The 19,687-nt window shown below is 64.7% G+C and carries 11 protein-coding genes; 3 read left to right on the forward strand and 8 right to left on the reverse strand.

The genetic code is table 11. The annotated features are described in order from the left end of the window. Positions 1–12 precede the first annotated feature (12 nt). Both metE and PIN31009_RS11390 read right to left on the reverse strand, forming a co-directional pair. Entirely contained in the window at positions 13–2,301 is a 2,289-nt protein-coding gene (gene metE, locus PIN31009_RS11385) for a 5-methyltetrahydropteroyltriglutamate--homocysteine S-methyltransferase (RefSeq protein WP_150790314.1), read from the reverse strand. Between the two features lie 137 nt (positions 2,302–2,438). Beyond that, positions 2,439–3,473, reverse strand: a complete 1,035-nt coding sequence (locus PIN31009_RS11390) for a LysR family transcriptional regulator (protein ID WP_150790315.1) — start codon at positions 3,471–3,473, stop codon at positions 2,439–2,441. Positions 3,474–3,714: 241 nt separating this feature from the next. Here PIN31009_RS11390 and PIN31009_RS11395 point away from each other — a divergent pair, with 241 nt between their 5' ends. Then, positions 3,715–5,622, forward strand: coding sequence for a sulfatase family protein (locus tag PIN31009_RS11395; RefSeq protein ID WP_150790316.1), 1,908 nt, complete (start codon positions 3,715–3,717; stop codon positions 5,620–5,622). Between the two features lie 129 nt (positions 5,623–5,751). After that, positions 5,752–6,342, forward strand: a complete 591-nt coding sequence (locus PIN31009_RS11400) for a putative pterin-binding protein (RefSeq protein WP_150790317.1) — start codon at positions 5,752–5,754, stop codon at positions 6,340–6,342. 27 nt (positions 6,343–6,369) lie between these two features. Here PIN31009_RS11400 and PIN31009_RS11405 read toward each other — a convergent pair whose 3' ends face one another. From PIN31009_RS11405 to PIN31009_RS11415, 3 genes are all read right to left on the reverse strand, one after another. Beyond that, the gene (locus PIN31009_RS11405; protein WP_246185622.1) at positions 6,370–8,589 is read right to left on the reverse strand and encodes an esterase/lipase family protein; all 2,220 of its coding nucleotides are present in this window, start codon (positions 8,587–8,589) and stop codon (positions 6,370–6,372) included. After that, a complete protein-coding gene (locus PIN31009_RS11410; RefSeq protein ID WP_150790318.1) occupies positions 8,586–9,659 on the reverse strand; it encodes an Lnb N-terminal periplasmic domain-containing protein in 1,074 nt (357 codons plus the stop codon). The genes PIN31009_RS11405 and PIN31009_RS11410 overlap by 4 nt, the downstream gene beginning before the upstream one ends. 184 nt (positions 9,660–9,843) lie before the next feature. Beyond that, positions 9,844–10,623 (reverse strand): class I SAM-dependent methyltransferase, encoded by a 780-nt coding sequence (locus PIN31009_RS11415; RefSeq protein ID WP_150790319.1) that lies wholly within the window; start codon positions 10,621–10,623, stop codon positions 9,844–9,846. Positions 10,624–10,822: 199 nt separating this feature from the next. On the opposite strand from PIN31009_RS11415, the gene PIN31009_RS11420 reads away from it, so the two are divergent. Beyond that, positions 10,823–11,692 (forward strand): LysR substrate-binding domain-containing protein, encoded by an 870-nt coding sequence (locus tag PIN31009_RS11420; protein WP_150790320.1) that lies wholly within the window; start codon positions 10,823–10,825, stop codon positions 11,690–11,692. Between the two features lies 1 nt (position 11,693). Here PIN31009_RS11420 and PIN31009_RS11425 read toward each other — a convergent pair whose 3' ends face one another. From PIN31009_RS11425 to PIN31009_RS11435, 3 genes are read right to left on the reverse strand one after another with little or no spacing between them, the layout of a single operon-like run. After that, on the reverse strand, positions 11,694–13,193 hold the full coding sequence (locus tag PIN31009_RS11425; RefSeq protein ID WP_425495482.1) for an efflux transporter outer membrane subunit: 1,500 nt from the start codon (positions 13,191–13,193) through the stop codon (positions 11,694–11,696). A gap of 2 nt (positions 13,194–13,195) precedes the next feature. Continuing rightward, entirely contained in the window at positions 13,196–16,483 is a 3,288-nt protein-coding gene (locus PIN31009_RS11430) for an efflux RND transporter permease subunit (RefSeq protein ID WP_150790321.1), read from the reverse strand. Further along, positions 16,480–19,677 carry an efflux RND transporter permease subunit gene (locus PIN31009_RS11435; protein WP_150790322.1) on the reverse strand — a complete coding sequence of 1,066 codons (3,198 nt, stop codon included), beginning with the start codon at positions 19,675–19,677 and terminating at the stop codon, positions 16,480–16,482. The genes PIN31009_RS11430 and PIN31009_RS11435 overlap by 4 nt, the downstream gene beginning before the upstream one ends. Positions 19,678–19,687: the final 10 nt, after the last annotated feature.

Genomic DNA, 19,687 nt, shown 5'->3' on the forward strand with positions numbered 1-19,687 from the left:
GCCCCCTGTGGCTTACAGCGAACGCAGTGTCTGCGCGGCCGCCACCATGTTTTGCAGCGCCGGGATGACTTCGGCCCACTGCCGCGTCTTCAGGCCGCAGTCCGGGTTGACCCACAGACGTTGTGCCGGAATGCGCTCGGCGGCCTTTTGCATCAGCAGCACGATGTGCTCTTGCGTCGGGATGTTCGGCGAGTGAATGTCATACACGCCCGGGCCGATCTCGTTCGGGTACTGGAACGAGTCGAACGCGTCGAGCAGTTCCATATCCGAGCGCGAGGTCTCGATGGTGATCACGTCGGCATCCATGTCGGCAATCGCCGCAATGATGTCGTTGAACTCCGAATAGCACATGTGTGTGTGGATCTGCGTGTCGTCCCGCACGCCGTTGGCCGTGATGCGGAACGCCTCGACCGCCCAGTCCAGATACGTTTGCCATTGCGCACGGCGCAGCGGCAGGCCTTCGCGCAGCGCCGCCTCGTCGATCTGGATCACACGCACACCGGCTTTCTCGAGATCCAGCACCTCTTCGCGAATCGCCAGCGCCAACTGGAAGCACGAGACCGAGCGCGGCTGATCGTCACGCACGAACGACCAGTTCAGGATCGTGACCGGGCCGGTCAGCATGCCCTTCATCGGCTTGTCGGTCAGCGACTGCGCATATTGAATCCACTCGACCGTCATCGCCTTCGGACGGCGGATGTCGCCGAACATGATGGGCGGCTTCACGCAGCGCGAACCGTACGACTGCACCCAGCCGAACTGGCTGAACGCGTAGCCTTCCAACTGCTCGCCGAAGTACTCGACCATGTCGTTGCGCTCGGCTTCGCCGTGCACCAGCACGTCTAGCCCCAGCGCTTCCTGCTCGCGTACGCTGCGCTCGATCTCGGCGCGCATGGCGGCGACGTAACCTGCCTCATCCAGCTCGCCGGCCTTGAACTGGCTGCGGGCGGTGCGAATCTCGGCCGTCTGCGGGAACGAGCCGATGGTGGTGGTCGGGAACAGCGGCAGCTTCAGTTTGGCGGCTTGCTTCGGCGCTCGCTCGATATACGGACGCTGACGGCGGCCCAGCGAGGCTTCGATCTTGGCCACGGCCGCCTTGACGGCCGGGTTGTGCACGCGCGGCGACGCACGGCGGCTGGCGATAGCGCCGGCATTCGCGTTCAGCTCGGCGGCCACGGCCTCACGGCCTTCGTTGATGGCACGCGCCAGCACGCTGATTTCTGCCAGTTTCTGTTTGGCGAAGGCGAGCCACGAACGAATGTCACCGTCCAGCTTCTGTTCGCTGTCCAGATCGACGGGTACATGTAGCAGCGAGCACGACGGGGCGATCCACAGGCGATCGCCGAGTTGCCGGGCAATCGGTTCCAGCCATTCGAGGATCGCGGCCAGATCCGACTTCCAGATGTTGCGGCCGTTGATCACGCCCAGCGAAACCACCTTGTCGGCGGGCAGCGCAGCGAGCGCCTTGGCGACTTCGCCCTTGGCGTTGACGGCGTCGAGGTGCAGGCCGTCGACTGGCAGACGGCAGGCCAGCGGCAGGTTTTCGATCAGCTCACCGAAGTACGTCGCGAGCAGAAGGTTGACCCGCGTGCCGGCGAGCGCAGCGTAGGCCGTTTCGAAAGCCTTCTGCCATTCGGCGCTCAGTTCGGTCACGAGAATCGGTTCGTCGATCTGCACCCACGCCACGCCTTGCGCGGCGAGGGTTTCGAGCAGTTTCACGTAGACCGGCAGCAGACGCGGCAACAGGGCGAGCTTGTCGCTGTCGTCCTTGGCCTTGCCGAGCCACAGGTAGGTGACCGGGCCGATGATGACCGGCTTGGCTTTTACGCCTTCGGCGCGTGCCTCGGCGAGTTGGCCGGTCAGACGCGATGCGTCGAGCGAGAAATGCGTGGCGGCCGAGAATTCGGGGACGATGTAGTGGTAGTTCGTATCGAACCACTTCGTCATTTCTCCGGCGGCGACGCCACCGCAGCAGGCGGCGTGGTCTTCGGCACTCTGGGCCGAGCGGCCGCGCGCGACGCGGAAGTAGTTGTCCAAGGCGTCGCCGTGGAAGTTCTGCACGCGCTCGGGCAAGTTGCCCAGCGTGAAGCTCATGTCGAGCACCTGATCGTAGAAGGCGAAGTCGCCGACCGGCGCCAGATCGAGGCCTGCCTGATCTTGCCAGTGACGCTGGCGCAGCGACGCGCCCAGTGACTTTAGTTCGTCACGCGACGATTGGCCTTTCCAATACGATTCCAGACCGAACTTCAGTTCGCGTTTCGCGCCGATGCGCGGAAATCCCAGATTGTGTGTCTTTGCCATGGTTCTCTAGTGACGTCGCCGCCAGATGAATGAAGCCGTGACGACGATCATAGAGAATTCGAATCATGAATGAAAATGGTCTTAATTTATGGTGGCATTAGTTTCATTCATGATTTGGTGCGCGAGGGACGTTCGCGTCAGCGTGCCGGCAGACCGTACGACGGCGGCGTCAGCGTGCGTGCGACATCCCGCAATACGTCGATGAGCGCCAGCGCTGCCGCGTTCGGGGCTTGACCGTGCAGCACGCCAACGGTGGGCGCCACGTGCGCGAACCGCAGACCGAAGTCATGCAGACTGGCGCCCAGCGGCGAGCGGGCGACGCCGAGTGTCGAAGCGAGAAACAGGCACGGCATCGCCTGCGCGGTGCTCGCGTTGGTCATGAGCGTGGTCGATTCCATGATGACGCGCGGGGCGGCCAGCCCTTGATGCGCGAACTCGGTGTCGATGGCGCGACGCATCGGCGTGCCCGGCGGCGGCACGATCCACGGGTAGCGGGCGGCGTCCGCCCATGTCGGTGCAGCAAGGCGCGTCAGGGGGTGGTTATGCGCCCCGAATACCCGCACATCGTCGTCATACAAGGGGACCACGCCAAACCCGGCGTTCATGGCGGCAGCGTCGAGCCGGCAGACCAGCAGGTCGATTTCGTGCCAGTGGGCACGGGGTAACAAGCGATCCAGCGTTTCTTCAAAAAGGTTGATGCGCAGCGCGGGGCCGGTTTGTTCGAGCCGGGCCAGCGCCTGCGGCATCAGCACACTCGCCATGCCCGGCAGAATGCCCACGTTCACGGGTTGTCCGAGTCCGTCGCGCAGGGCTTGCAGGGCAGGGGCGACGCCGGCCAGATCGGTCAGCATGCGCTCGGCACGCTCCAGCAGTGCGTCTCCGTACGGCGTAGGACTCACGCGACGCGTCGTGCGCTCGAATAGTGAAACCCCCAGCGCCTGTTCGATTTCCCGCAACCATTTCGACAATGCCGGCTGTGTGATGGCGGCGGCCTCGGCGGTACGCGCGAAGCTGCGAGTGCGGCCCAGCCAGCGCAACGTCTCCAGATCGCGAATGCGCAGCTTGCGAAGCACGGCAGGTATCTGGCGCGCGAGCCGGACTGGGTCGTCGACGTGGGCGTTGTCACTGGGCGAACGGTCTTGCGGCGCCGATGGCGTGGAACGAGGGCTCATGGTGGCTGGCGTAGGCGGTTCTGCGTAGACGCGTTACCGCATCATTGATGTCATTCAGGTAATGAATATAGCGTCACTTTTCATCGATCGGTGCTGAATCCTGCCAAATAATGGGATTCCGTTACCGCCCGATGCGTGACATTGCATGGCAGTGCATCAACGCAGCGAGGCGTGAAACGTCAATCCCGGCCATCGGCGCAAATCACAAAAGCGACGCCGACGCCCCACAGGAGCGAGAGACATGCCTGAGCGCAAGCAGCCACCGACGACTGCGCCCGTCGACCCGGTTCACCCCAGCGAGGTATCCGATGCGGGGGCTTCCACCGCCACCACACAACCTTCGCGCCGCCACTTTCTGAAGCAGGCTGGCGCGGCCGTGGCGTCCGCCGGATTGGCCTCGTCGGCCGTGGCAGCGTCCGCCGCTGCGCCGCGCGCTGCGGCATCGCCGGACGACGGTTACGTCATGCCTGCCGAGGCGCCGCCTGTGCCGCCCAAGGGTTACAACATCCTGTTCATCCTCACGGATCAGGAGCGGCACTTCGACCAGTGGCCGTTCCCGGTGCCGGGGCGCGAGCGCCTGCGCCGCGAAGGCGTGACCTTCGTCAATCACCAGATCGCATCGTGCGTGTGTTCGCCGTCGCGCTCGACGGTCTACACCGGTCAGCACATCCAGCACACACGCGTGTTCGATAACTGCGGCATTCCGTGGCAGCCCGATATGTCGCCCGACATCCGCACCATCGGCGACATGATGCGAGACGCGGGCTACTACGCGGCGTATCTCGGCAAGTGGCATCTGAGCGGCAAGCTGCATCACAACCACACGCCGTACGACACGCCGACGCAGGAATACAACGAACTGATCAAGTCGTACGGTTTCGACGATTACTTCGGCGTGGGCGATCTGATTGGCCGGGTGCGCGGCGGCTATACCTATGACGGCCTCACCACCTCGTCGGCGGTGTCGTGGCTGCGTGGCCGGGGCGCGCAACTGGGCAGCGAGAACAAGCCGTGGTTCATGGCGGTGAATCTGGTCAATCCGCACGATGCGATGTTCCTGAACACCGATCCGGCGGGCGTCGACCAGCAGAACGCCAACCGGCCGACGCTCGGCAATGCCCGTCCGCCGCGCGACGCCCTGTATGACGCGCACTGGAACGTGCCGCTGGCCGCCACGCGCAAGCAGGCCTACGACGCGCCGGGCCGGCCGGCGGCGCATGGGGTGTATAACGCGGCGGAAGGTGTGCTCGTGGGCGACTACCCGATCGACGACGCCCGGCTGCGCGTTTATCAGGACTATTACTTCAACTGCATTCGCGATTGCGACACGCACGTGGTGACCTTGCTCGACACCTTGCGGGAGCTAGGCATCGACAAGAACACCATCGTCGTGATGAGTGCCGACCATGGCGACCACGTGGGCGCCCATAAGCTCGTAGGCAAGGGGCCGACCACGTATCGCGAACAGAACAACGTGCCGCTGGTGATCCGGCACCCGGCGTATCCGGGGGGCAAGCAGTGCGCGGCGCTGAGTTCGCACGTCGATATCACGCCGACGCTGCTGGGGCTCACCGGGCTGGACTCAGCCGGCATCGCGCGTATTGCGGGCGACGGCGCGCACGGTCACAACCTGACGCCGTTGCTGCGTGCGCCGGCGCGTCAAGGCGTCGACGCGGTGCGCCCGGCGGCCTTGTTCAACTACGCGATGCTGCTGTTCTACGACAGCGAATGGCTTGCGCAGGAATACGCCACGTTGCGTGAGAAGGGCGTGCCGATCGAGGAGATTCATCGGCGGGTGATGGCGCGTCAGCCGGACTTTCGTCATCGCGGCATGATCCGGAGCGTGTTCGACGGTCGCTACCGGTTCTCACGCTATTTTTCGCCGACGCAGTTCAACCGGCCCACCTCGCTGGAGACGCTGTTCGCGAACAACGACGTCGAACTCTACGATCTGCACGCCGACCCGACCGAGTCGCGCAATCTGGCGCTCGATGCCCGGGGCAATGGTGAGCTGTTGATGGCGATGAACGCGCGCCTGAATGAGCGGCTCGATGCCGAAGTCGGTGAAGACCGGCCCGACATTCTGCCGATTCGCGACGGACGCGTGCAGTTCACGTTCCAGAAGGCGGCGGCTTCATCTTCACGGTGAACGATGTCGTGACGTCTGCGTGATAAGCTCGGGCGACTTTGCGGCGGGGCGTGCGGCGGTCGTTTCCGCCGTTTCCGCGTGCGCCGCCGCTCGTTGCTTCGCACCTTTCACCTCTCGTCACGACCTCGCATGAAGAAACGTGAATTTTTGGCCAGCGCCGTGGCGCTCGGTGTCTCGGCGCCCGTGCTGGCAAAGCCGCAGGCCCCCGTGGCCTTGGCGACAACACCGCTCGTCACTGTCAGCGGTGCCATCGAGCGTCACAACCGTGGCCCGGTCGATCCGGCGCTCGATCAGCTCTTCCACAAACAGTTGGTGCAGTTCGACGCGGCCTATGCGTTCGATTTCGGCGCACTGGCGCGTCTGCCGGCGCAAACGATTCGCCCGACGCTGGAATACGACGCGAAGCCGCACGCACTGCGCGGCCCGCGTCTCGCCGAGGTGTTGGCGCAGACGGGCATGCCGTCTAACCCGGCCACGCAGGTTCTGCTGCGTGCGATCGATGGCTATGTCGTGGCGACGACGCTCGGTCAGTTGCGGGAGTACCAATTCCTGCTGGCCACTCACATCGACGACAAGCCGCTCGCGCTGGGTGGTCTGGGGCCGCTCTGGGCCGTCTACGATCCGGCCGCTATCCCCGCGCTCGCAGGCAAGCCGCTCAAGGAGCAGTTCACGCTGTGCCCGTGGGGCGTGTATCACATTCAGGTGAACGCGGTTTCCTGAGCATCACGATGTGGCAATGCCCCGGCGTTATTTCACCGGGGCCGTCGTAACGTTGGGCTTCGTCACCTTCGTCGGCGTGACGAGCGGCGGCGGGTCGATGCTCTGGAACGCCCGCACCCCCTTGAGCGACTTCACCGGATCGAGTTCGTCGACATCCTCGTGCAGGATGCGGCGGATTTCGAGAATCGCCTGCGGCGTCTCCTGCACGCTATGGCCCGAGACAATCACGCGCTCGGATTGCGCGCCTTCCAGATGGGCACTTGTATAAGGCACCACGCCGTCGCTCGATTCCTGAAGCGGGCCTGCGGCATTGCGGCGCGCAATGATCGAGTGATATTGCACCTTCGGCGAGATACCGAGTCCGGCTGCCGCCACCACATAGGGGTCGTTGTCGCGTAGCTGGTCGATGCTGTTGGGCACGTAGCGCGTCTTGCCCTCGGACGGGTTGTCTTCCGAGCCCGTGGCGTAGTGCAGCACGTCGTCGATGCCCGAGAGCAGCGTGACCGGCAGCTTGATGAGGTTGGAGATCCAGCGGCCGAGGCGGTTGCGCGCGAACGGGGTGCCACGATGCGGGGCCGCGATGAAGATCGCCCGCTCGAACTGCGGCATCGGCGCGAAGTGGAAGAGCGGGTCGAGCCGGTCGCGGGCCCGCGTCAGTTGGTCGCCATCGAGGTGATAGTCCTCCTGAAACGCATTCCAGAGTTGGTCGTCGGCACTCGACACCATCAGCCGTGCGATCACACCGCCCATGCTGTGGCCGATGACCACGGCGTCGTGCGAGGCGGCCGATTGGCCGTCCGGGTCAAAGTGCTTGAGCGTGGCGTCGAAGGCGTTGCGGATCGCCATCGCGTTCACGAGCAGCGGGGCGTTGGTCGGGTAGTACACCTGCCAGATCTGAAAATGCTCGCGCAGTGCGGCGTCGCCCTGAATTTCATTAGCCAGATTCACCCAGGCTTCCGGGCTGCTGGCGAGGCCGTGCAGCATCAGGATCACTCGGCGGCTGGGGTCGAACGGCTGCATCAGGTAGATATGCGGCCGTACGATGCCCCGGTCGCGCCCGAACAGGGTGCGCAGCGATTGCTCGGCAAAGCCCGAGCGGGCGAGCCACAGGCCGTAACCCGCCGTGAAGTTGCCCGCCAGCGGCACGGTCTGGCCATGCAATTCGATCGAGGTCTGACGATAGGGGTCGTACACCACGAGCGTGGCGACTTGGGTGGTCAGAATCTCGTCGAGCGTATTGCCGTGGAAGCGCAGCAGCAGCGTGAGCGATGGCGACGACATTTCGCTGAACTCGGGGCCGGCGTTCGGATCGGTCGCCCGGTGGAAATCGCGTGACGCGAGGCTTTCCTGATTGGTGCGCGCACGAGCGCCTGCCCCGCGCTCGTCATTGTTGCTGGGTGAATAGACGTTGTCGTTATCGGGGCCGGTCGAGGCATCGCCACGCGGTGCCGGGGTGCGGCCCGTGGCGACCACTGCATCGGCGGCCGACTTTTCGTCGAGCACGGCCACCAGCTCGGCACCGAAACCGTCGCGGCGATACGGGCTGCGCAGGCCCGCGAAGCGCAGTGTCGAGGCGGGCAGCACTTCGCGCGGCTGGGTGCGGTTGTTGGCAAAGCGCACGCTGCTGGCGTCGACCGGCAGCGTCCAGCCGGCGATTTTGTCGCTGCCGGTGCGCTGTACGCGGCGGAACAGCGCCACCGAGAACATCTGCACCGCGTAGTTGTAGTAGTCACGAACCTGCGTCTGGCGGTCTTCAAAGGCGCGCTCGCTGGACGGCCGGTCGCCATAGAACAGATAGGCGTACGCGTAACGTGCCGAGCGCAGCCACAGGTCGAACTGCGAGTCGTTCCAGAGCGTATCGCCGGTCGGTGTTTGCGCGATGGCCAACTGCATCGACATTTCGGCCATGGCGGCCAGCCGCCGGTCGATGTCGATTTCCTTGGCGCGGCCGAGGGCGTCGATGCAGTCGAGCGACGGCTTGGCGCAAATCGTGTCGTCCAGACCCGCCACTCGAATCGTCTCGTCGGTGGCCGCGCTGAGCTTGCCCGTGGACAGGATGTCGCCGCGCTTCATCGCGATGTACTGATCCGGGCCGAGCGAGCGCACCTCCACCATGGCGCAGCCGCTGAGCCAAACGGCGCCCGCCACGAGTGCCGCATAGGGCAAGAGGCGCCGCCAGACATTGCGCGTGGGGGTGTCCGGTACCGGCGCCGCCGGGGTGCGCATCACGGCGATCACGGCGATCACGGTGTCACCTTCGGGTCGTCGCCGGGCACGCCTTGCCGGATCAGCGTCGAGAAATCGGGAGAATCGCCGGCCGCCAGCGCGCGTTTGACGAAATCGCCGCGCGTCTGCAACTGCTCGTAGGTGAAGCCGGGCGTGAGGCCGCCCTGATCGTAGGCGTATTCGGCGAAGTAGCCCGACAGCAGCAGGCGGTAATCGAGTGGCAGGCCGGGGGCAATGATGCGGGCTAGTTCGAACACGATAGTGGTGCAGTTGCTGGTGAGCGTGTTGTACCACTCGGGCGTGCGTTGCAGGTCGCGGGCGCGCTCCAGATAGCCGATGAACACCTTGCGCAATTCTGCGGCGGGGATATTCAACCGGTAGAGATGCACGTCTTCGCCGCGCACGTTGCTGCGCACGCGCAGGATATCGCGCTCGTCGGCGGCGACCAGCGTCGCTTCGAAGTCCTTGAAGAAGCCCCCGACGGCCGAGAAGGCCTGCCCGCGCTTCTTACGAATTTCGATCGAGAACACCACGCGTTGCCCGTCCGAGAAACCGAACGACACCAGCGTGTGGGCGATGGCTGGCCCCATCCAGTAGGACAGTGCGAGATCGGCACTCACGAGCTTGTCGAGATCGTAGTGGCGGGTTTCCCAGCGCGGGGTGAAGTCGGTCTCGGTACGCCACTCGAAGTTGCGCACATTCCCCAGCGTGACCTGTGAGCCATTCCAATGCGGGTCGAGCAGTTGCGCGACATCGGGCGCCCAGTCACGCTCATTGGAAGGCCGCAGCGTCTGCCACCATGCGATCACCAGAATCGCCACGATCAGGAACGCGAGCGGCCAGCCCCGCAAGGGCGCACCCGCGCGCACGCGTAGCAGCGCCACGATGGCGGCGACACCCAGCGCGACCCACACGGCAATGAGGGCGTAGCGCACGAGCGCGGGGCCCGGGCACTGGTAGGCCAGTGCCATCGCGCCCCATGCGCAGGCGCCCAGCACGATGAGGGCGAGGAAAGTACGCAGCACGTAGACGTACCACGCGATGTGATGGCCGGCGAGCGCGTCGCCGGCGTGAGATTGCAGTTGCACCATGTTTTGCTGATCTGAAACCTGACTGTCCTGCCGACCGCGCGGCCCAGCCGGCGCGGCGTACGACCCATTTCTCGAGTTCGCCCCGAAGAATACCAGCAGACAAGCGCAGTCCTACGGAATCAAGGCCAGATTGAAAACAATAAGCGTGGCGGCCCAGCGGGGCTGGACCGCCTGTGCATGGGCTTCAGGCCGGATGCCCGACGATCAGCCGCAGCGACCCGTCGAAGAACGGCTGCGTGCGCAGCGCGCCGTACTTCTCGTCCCATGTCCCGTTGTCGAGGTCGCGGCGAAGACGTTCGACAAAGCTATCTTCTACGCGGGGATCGACAAAGCTCCACGCGGAGTTGGCGCGGCGTGCGCCCGGTTCGAGCAGCCGCTCCGGGCGGCCGTAATACGCTTCGCTGAAGCCGTCCGTACATCCAAGCGGAATCTCCACCGGCTGCACGTCCACGCGGCCGCCCAGCCCTTCTTCGATAGCGGAGATCGACGGGTATCGCCGTGCTTCGACCGCAATCATCTCCGGCGCGTAGTCGGCCAGCCACGACATAGGCAGGCGGGCAGGGGCGCAGGTCAGGATCAGAACCGGGCCGCGCGTCACGCGTCGCATTTCGCGCAGTCCGGCGGCGAGGTCGGGCCACTGGTGAACCGAAAACGTCGCCATGCTGGCGTCGAACGAGGCATCGGCAAACGGCAGACTTTGCGCCACGCCGTCGATGGCGAGGGGCAAGTGAGGCGGACGCTGGGCGCGCATGGATGCCGACGGCTCGACCGCCACGACGCTGCGGTCGAGGGGCTCGTACGAGCCTGCCCCTGCACCGACGTTGAGCACCGAATGCGCGTCGCCCAACGCTTGCCGGATAAACCCCTCGATATGGGGTTCGGGCTGACGGTATTGGGTGTAGCCGATGCCGATCGTGCCGTAATTCGCATCGCCGGCACTCCCATCGTTAAATCGCTTATCCATTGAGGCTGCCCCTTGCTTTGACGTTTTGTGACGTAGTGTGAGAATTGCTATCGGTCGATGCCGTCATCGTAACGCCCCAGTTTTGCCGTAATGTGACGATATTCAACCGTGTATATGTGAAAGCATAGGGTTTTCGGGAAGCGCCGAAAATCGAGTTTTTTCGTCGGATTCGATAGTTTATTTAACCAATGGAAGTGTGATGCGAGACTTGCCGCCGTTATCCCTGCTGCGCGCATTCGAGGCGACGGCCAGACACCAATCGGTGACGAAGGCCGCCGAGGAGCTGTTTCGCACGCACGGCGCGGTCAGCCGCCAGTTGAAGTTGCTTCAGGAACACGTGGGTGCACCGCTGTTCGACAAAGACGGCACGGGGTTGAAGCTCAATGCCCACGGACAAGGCCTGTTCGCCCTTGTCACGTCGGTGTTCGAGCAACTGGAACAGGGCTACACGCGCATTCGCACACAGGTAAAGCGCTCGGGGCTGCACGTGGCGTGCAGCGCGACGTTTGCGATGCGGTGGCTGGTGCCGAATCTGGCCGACTTTTATCGGCAGTACCCCGATGTGGGCATTCGGTTGTCGATGACGTCGGCAAGAGAGATTCGCAGCGAAGGCGCGGATCTGGTGATCGCGTGGGACCTGACGTCATACCCGGAAGCCGACCGTCAACGCGCGATTCGTCTGGCGCCCGTGGCCTTCGGGCCCGTGTGCGCGCCCGGCTACCAACGCCGGGCGGCCGCGGGCACGCGCATCACGCATGACTTCACGTCGAGCGCATGGACCTATTGGGATGGACAGTCGACGTCGACGGGCAAGATCGGGGCGGGCGGGGAGATCGCGTTTCCGCACACGCACCTGTGCATTGAAGCGGCACTGTCCGGGCTGGGCGTCGCCCTCGTCGAGCGGCGCTTGGTGCGAAAGGAACTCAGTGAAGGGCAGTTGGTGGCCCCTTGGGGATTCGCGGAACTGCCGTTCGGCCTGATGGCGCTGCCGGGGGATGGCGCACAGCCCCCCGACTTCGACAACTTTCTGCGCTGGCTGCGTGAGCGGCTGGCAGGCGAGGCGGCGTAGTTCACTTCTTCGCCGGATCGTTCTCCGACAGCGCGGTATCCGACCAGCCCCCGCCGAGATCGCCGATCAGCGCGGTGGCGGCCAGCAGGCGTGACTCGTGCACGTTCAGTGCATTCTGCTTCGTGTTGAGCTGCGTGGTCGTTGCCGTGACGACGGTCGTGTAGTCGACGGTGCCCGCCTGATATTCATTGAGCGCAATGCGTGCGCCGTCGGTTGCATCCTTCACAGCAGAGTCCAGTACCTGCGACTGCTGTTCAAGAATACGCAGCGACGCCAGATCGTTCTCCACGCCTTGCAACGCCGTGAGCACCGTGCCGCGATAGTTGGCCACGGCCGCGTCGTAGCCTGCCTTTGCCGCGTCCACCTTGGCGCTGCGCTGCCCAGCGTCGAAAATCGTTTCGCTCGCACTCGCCCCCAACGACCAGACGTAGTTCGCAATTTTGAACAACCCGGCGACCGGCGCCGCCGAGAACCCATCGGACAGCGACAACGTGATATTCGGGTAATACGCCGCGACGGCAATACCGATAGCAGCGTTCTGCGATGCCATCTGACGCTCGGCCACGGCGACGTCTGGCCGGCGTTGCAGCAGGGTGGACGGCAGGCCAATCGGCACGTCGGGGAGTGTCGGCAACGCGTTGCTCGGGGCAATCGTCAGCGATTCGGGATTGCGTCCGACCAGCACCGCAATCGCATGCGCGTACTGCGCTCGCGATACCCCCAAGGCAATCAGACTCGACCGCGCATTCTCGAGCTGCGTGCGGGCCGTGATGAGGTCCGACGGCGGCACGGTGCCCGCGCGGTCCTGATCGGCCACCACGCGCAGGTACTCGGTGTACGCGTCGACGGTCTGCTTGAGCAGGGCGATATTGGCATCGGTGATGCGCAAGTCGATCACGGCATTCGCCAGTGAAATCTGTGCGGACAGCGTCGCGTTGGCTAACGTTGCCGCGCTGGCCTGCGCCGTCGTGCTGCTTTGCTCGATGGTGCGGCGCACCTGTCCCCAGATGTCGGGCGCCCAACTCACCGTGCCTTCGGCGGCGGCCGCATTGACGATGTTCGCGCCCGAGTGCGAGGCCAGTGCCGCGCTGGTGCTGGCGCCGCCACTGCTGCCGCGCGAGCGCGTGGCCGAGCCGTCTATGCCCACCGTCGGGAACAGCCCGGCCCGCGCCACACGCACTTCCGCCAGCGCCTGCTGATAGTTGGCGTAGCTCTGGCGCACGGTCTGATTCGAAATTTCCACCTGCGGCATCAACTCGTCGAGCAGCGGGTCGTGGAAGCCTTTCCACCATTCGCCTTTCGGGCCTTCCGCATCGGGCCGGGCCTGCGTCCAGCCCTCCAGTTCGGTGAATTGGGTCGGCATTGCGACCGCCGGACGTTGGTAATCGGGGCCGACGGCGCAGGCACTCAGCAGCATCAGACTGGCGAGACAGGCGAAGGTCAGCCGCGGCCATCGGCGCGCGGGCGGTGAGGCTTGCGAGGGGAGTGTCATCGGTTTCATGGTCATGCCTCCGTGCCTTGGCGACGGTTCCAAGGCAGGCGTTTCGACCAGTGCGCGACACGCTCGCGCAGCCGGTCGAGATACAGATAAATGACGGGGGTCGTGTACAGCGTGAAGATCTGGCTGAGCAGCAGCCCGCCCATGACCGTCACGCCCAACGGCTGACGCAGCGACGCGCCTTGCCCCAGCGCGATGGCCAGCGGCACGGCACCCAGCACGGCAGCGGCAGTCGTCATCATGATCGGGCGCAGCCGTACGACGGCCGCTTCGTGAATGGCGCGCTTGGCGTCCAGCCCTTGATTGCGCTGCAACTGGATGGCGACGTCCACCATCATGATCCCGTTCTTCTTGACGATCCCGATGAGCAGAATCATGCCGATCATTGCGATCACCGAGAACGGCGTGCCGAAGATCAGCAACGCGAGGGTCGCGCCGATACCCGCCGACGGCAGCGTCGAGAGGATGGTGAGCGGGTGAATCGTGTTTTCGTACAGCACACCCAGCACGATGTACACCACGCCAAGCGCCGCGAGAATCAGCAGCGGCACGGTGCCCATCGACTGCGAGAACGCCTGTGCCGCGCCTGCAAACGCGCCGTGAATCGACGCCGGCATGCCGATGGCCCGTGCGGCATCGTCGATGGCGACCTGCGCCTGACTCAGTGAGCCGCCCGCCGGCAGGTTGAACGAGACCGTTGCCGCCACCATGCCGCCCTGATGGTTGACCTGCGTGGCGGTATGGCGTGCCGAGAAGCTGGCGAGGGCCGAGAGCGGCACCATCGTCTCCGAGGCCGTACTGTCGGCACTGCCGCTGGAACTGCCGCCCCGGCTGTTCGCGATGGCGTTGTTCTGCTGATTGGCCACCGCATTGGCATTAAGCGGGTTGGTGCTCGACGCGGCGGTCTTGGTCGTCACGCCACTGACCGTCTTGCTCGACATCTGCGTCTGTGCCGAGCCGTTGGCATTGCCCGCCGCCGTACTCAAATAGATCTGGTCGAGCGAATTCGGGTACTGCCAATACTGCGGCGCGAGCTCCATCACCACGAAGTACTGATTGATCGGGTTGTAGATGGTCGACACGGTGCGCTGCCCGAAGGCGTCGTAGAGCACGTTGTCGATCTGGTTCGGTTGCAGATTGAAGCGCGCCGCCGTTGCGCGATGAATATTCACGTACATCTGCAAACCGTTCTGTTGCAGATCGGTATTCACATCGAGCATCGTGGCCCGATGCTTGTTGAGTTCGGTGACGAGCTTGGGCACCCACTTGTAGAGGGCGTCGGCATCGTCGCTGGTCAGCGTGTATTGGTATTCGGCCGCCGACGAACGGCCGCCGATGCGCAGATCCTGCTGCGCCTGAAGGAACAGGCGCGCACCGGATACCGCGTTGAGCTTGGGCCGCAGCCGGTTGACGACGGCGTCGGCCGACAGGTGCCGCTCCGCCAGCGGCTTCAACTGCACGAAGACCGTCGCCGAGTTGAGCGATCGGCCGCCGGTAAAGCCCGCGACCGATGCCACGGCGGGGTCGGTCTGCACGATGGTCTGCAACTGTTCGAGCTTTTTGCGCATCGCCGGGAACGAGATGCTCTGATCGGCCATGATCTGGCCGATCAGGATGCCCGTGTCCTGTTCGGGGAAGAACGTGGCCGGCAGCAGTCGGAACAGGAACACGTTGCCGACCAGCAGCGCCAGCATGACCAGCCCAACCAGCCCGGCGTGGTCGAGCACCGAGGTCAGCGAGCGCGAGTAGGCGTCGCGGAAACGGTCGAACTGGCGGCCGACCCAGACCGACCAGCGGGCTTCCGAGGTGGCCGACTCGCGCGTGAGCACGTAGGCGCACAAGGTCGGCGTGACCGTCAGCGAGATCACCAGCGACAACAGGATGGCGATCGAGAGTGTGACGGCGAACTCGTGGAACAGCAGGCCGACGATGCCCGGCATCAGCAGAATGGGCAAGAAAACGGCGATCAGCGATAGGCTCATCGAGAGCACCGTAAAGCCGACTTCCGCCGAGCCCTGCAACGCTGCCTCTTTGGGCGGCACGCCCAATTCCAGATGGCGCACGATGTTTTCCATCACGACCACGGCGTCGTCCACCACAAAGCCGGTGCCGATGGTCAGCGCCATGAGCGAGAGGTTGTCGAGACTGTAGCCGAGCAGATACATCGGGCCGAACGTGCCGATGATCGACAACGGCAGGACCACCGCAGGAATCAGCGTCGAGCGCGGCGAGCGCAGGAACACGAACACCACGCCGATCACCAGCAGCACGGCCAGCATCAGCGTGCGCTCGGTGTCGCCCAGCGACGCTTCGACCGAGACCGAACGATCGAGCGCCACGTTCACCTTGATGTCGCTCGGCAGCGTGGCTTCGACCAGCGGCAGAATCTTGCGGATCTGCGAGACGGTCTTGACCACATTGCTGCCGGGCGACGGGTAGATGATGACGAGCACCGACGGCTTGTTGTTGAACAGCCCCGCGTTGCGGATGTTCTCGTTGCTGTCGCGCACGAGCGCCACGTCATGCAGCATCACCGGCGCGCCGTTGCGGTAGGCCACCACGAGGTCGCGGTAGCCGGCCGCCTTGCTGATCTGGTCGTTGGAGGTGACTTCGAAGCGCTGGTCGCCTTGATCCAGATGGCCTTTGGCACTGTTGGCGTTGGCCGCGGCAATCGCCGCACGTACGTCTTCCAGCCCGATGCCGTAGCTGTTGAGCTTGCCCGGCTCCAGTTCCACACGCACCGACGGCAAGGCGCCGCCGCCGACGGTGATCTGGCCGACCCCATCCACTTGTGAGAGTTGTTGCAGGATGATCGAGTCCGCCGAGTCGTAGAGCTGCGCCGTGGTCAGCGTGGCCGACGTGAGCGCAATCACCATCACCGGCGAATCGGCCGGGTTGAACTTGCGGTAGCTCGGGTTGCTGCGCAGGGTGGTCGGCAGGTCGGCCCGGGCGGCCTGAATGGCTGCTTCGACATCGCGCGCCGCGCCTTCGATATCACGGTTCAGACCGAACACCACCGGGATCGAGACCGAGCCGACGGTGCTGGTGGAGGTCAGTTCGGTCACGTCGGCAATCACGCCCAGCCGGCGCTCCAGCGGTTCGGCCACGGTGGCGGCCATGATCTCCGGGCTGGCCCCGGCCATGCTCGCCTGCACGGCAATAACGGGGAACGACACGTTAGGCAGCGGCGCCACCGGCAGCCGCAGATACGCGAGGACGCCGGAGAGCAGCACGGCGATCGCCAGCAATGTGGTGGCGACCGGGCGCTTGATGAAGAGCGCCGACATGTTCACGGCGCGTCTCCTGCCGGTGGTTCATCCGAGGGATTCGGGCGGTTCGGCCCACTCGGTCCACTCGTCTGGTCGGGCCCCTGCGGCGGGGTGCCGCCGCGTGCGGCACGTCGCGCCGCCCGGCGTTCGCGCACACGCGCGGCCATGCGGTCGAAGTACAGATAGATGACCGGCGTGGTGAACAGCGTGAGCAACTGGCTGAGCATCAGCCCGCCGATGATCGCCAGCCCGAGCGGGCGGCGCAGCTCCGAGCCGGTGCCCGTGCCGAGCAGCATCGGCAGCGCGCCGAGCATGGCCGCGAGCGTCGTCATCAGAATCGGGCGGAAGCGCAGCAGCGAGGCTTCGAAGATGGCTTCGCGCGGCGGCTTGTGGTGGTTGCGCTCGGCGTCGAGCGCGAAGTCGACCATCATGATGGCGTTCTTCTTGACGATACCGATGAGCAGCACGATCCCAATGATGCCGATCACGTCGAGGTCGCTGCCGGTGATCATCAACGCCAGCAACGCGCCGATACCTGCCGACGGCAGTGTCGAGAGAATTGTCACCGGGTGGATAAAGCTCTCATACAGCACGCCCAGCACGATATACACCGCCACGAGCGCCGCGATCAGCAGATAGACCTCGCTGGAGAGCGAGTCTTCGAACGCCTGCGCAGCGCCTTGGAACGACGAAGCGATCGAGGGCGGCAGATTCACGGCCTGCTGGGCCGCGCGAATCTCCTTCACGGCACTGGAGAGCGACGCGTCGCGCGCCAGATTGAACGACACCGTCACCGCCGGGAACTGCTGCAAATGGCTGATCGCGAGCGGCGTGCTGATGATCTTCAGCGTGGCGATCGCGGAGAGCGGCACCTGACCGCTTGAACTCGTCTGGCTCGGCAGGTAGATCGCACCCAGCGAGTTGATCGTGTTCAGGCTTTCGGGCTTGGCCACCAGAATCACCCGGTACTGGGCCGACTGCTGGAAGATCGTCGACACGATGCGCTGGCCGAGGGCGTCGTACAGCGCGTTGTCGATGGTCGCGGGCGTGATGCCGTAGCGAGCCGCCAGTTGCCGGTTCACTTCCACCTGAATCGACAGACCGCTGGTGTCCAGATCGCTCGCCACGTCGGTGATCGACGAAATCTTCTTCATGCGGGCAATCAGCGGCGGCACGTATTTGGCGAGCGTCGCCTGATCGGGGCCGCGCAGCACGAACTTGTACTGATTGGGCGACACGGTCGTGTCCAACGTCAGATCCTGTGCGGGCTGCACATACAGCTTGATGCCCGGCACCCCGGCGGTCGCCGTTTGTATCCGGCGTCCGATCTCGGCCGCCGTCTCCGACCGGTCGTCACGCGCTTTCAGGTTGATGAGGAACCGGCCGTTGTTGAGCGTGGTGTTGATGCCGTCGATGCCGACGTACGAGGTGATCGAGGTCACATCGGGGTCTTTCAGCACTTCCTCGGCGAGCGCCGTCTGGCGCTTCACCATGGCCGAGTAAGAGACCGAATTATCGGCCACGGTAATACCTTGCAGCACGCCCACGTCCTGTACCGGGAAGAGCCCCTTCGGAATCACGACGTAGAGCACGACGGTCAGCGCCACCGTGATCAGCGCCACGATCAGCGTGAGCAACTGGTGATCGAGCACCCAGCGCAGGCCGCGTTCATAGGCGGCCAGTGTCTTGTCGAACAACCGCTCGCTCACGCGTTCGAAGCGGCTCGGATGGCGGTCTTCCTGTGCCCGCAGAATCCGCGCGCATAGCATCGGCACCACCGTGAGCGACACGATGGCCGATATCACGATCGTCACCGCAAGCGTGACGGCGAACTCGCCGAACAGCCGCCCGATTACGCCGCCCATGAAGAGCAGCGGAATCAGCACGGCGATCAGCGAGATCGTCAGCGACATGATCGTGAAGCCGATCTGCCCGGCGCCCGCCAGCGCTGCTTCCAGCGGCGGCATGCCTTGTTCCAGATAACGCACCACGTTTTCGATCATGACGATCGAGTCGTCCACCACGAAGCCGGTGGCGATGATCAGCGCCATGAGCGAGAGGTTGTCGATCGAGTAACCGAGTTCGTACATCACCGCGAGCGTGGCGATCAGCGAGACCGGTACCGAAATGCTTGGGATGATGGTGGCCGGCACATTACGCAGAAACACGAAGATCACGGCCACCACGAGCACCACGGCAAGCACGAGTTCGAACGCGGCGTCGCTCACCGACGAACGGATCACGCCCGTGCTGTCGGACACCACGCTCACTTCCATGCCGGCGGGCAGCGTGGCTTCGAGTTGCGGCAGCGCACGTTTGATCTGGTCGACCGTGGCAATGACGTTGGCACCGGGCTGGCGTTGCACGTTGAGCACGATGGCCGGGGTTTTGTTGAACCACGCGCCGCGCTCCACGTCTTGTGCCGCTTTCGACACGTGGGCGACGTCGCGCAGATAGACGGGCGAGCCGTTCTGGTAGGCGATGACCGTGTCGAGGTAATCCTGCGGATCGGAGATCTGATCGTTGGCGTCGAGCGTGTAGTCGAGCTCGGGGCCGTCGAAGTTGCCCTTCGGCTGGCTGACGTTGACGTTGGCGAGCAGCGTGCGCAGGTCGTCGAGATTGAGGCCGTAGGCGGCGAGCTTCTGCGGATCGGCTTCCACGCGCACGGCCGGCACGTTGCCGCCGGCGAGGGTGACGACACCCACGCCGGCCACCTGCGAGATTTTCGCGGCGAGGCGGTTGTTGGCGGCATCCTGCAACTGCGTGAGCGAGAGCGTCTTCGAGGTGACCGCCAGCGTCATGATCGGCTGGTCGGCGGGGTTCACCTTGGCGTACGTCGGCGGCGCGGGCAGGCCGCTCGGCAGCAGGCTGGTCGCGGCGTTGATGGCCTGTTGGACGTTTTGCTGCGCGACGTCGAGATTGAGCGCGAGATCGAATTGCAGCGTGATGACCGACGAGCCTTCGGCGCTGTACGAAATCATCTGCTGCAAGCCGGGAATCTGGCCGAGCTGCACTTCGAGCGGCGCGGTCACGGTGGTGGCCATCACCGAAGGGCTGGCCCCCGGGTAGAACGTCTGCACCTGAATGGTCGGGTAATCGACGCTGGGCAGCGATGAGACCGGCAGCACGCGCACGGCCACGAGGCCGACGAGGACGAGCGCGATCATCAGCAGCCAGGTCGCGACCGGGCGCAGGATGAAGATGCGAGAGAAATTCATGAGCGGGCGC

Source organism: Pandoraea iniqua (assembly GCF_902459685.1).
Taxonomy (GTDB): domain Bacteria; phylum Pseudomonadota; class Gammaproteobacteria; order Burkholderiales; family Burkholderiaceae; genus Pandoraea; species Pandoraea iniqua.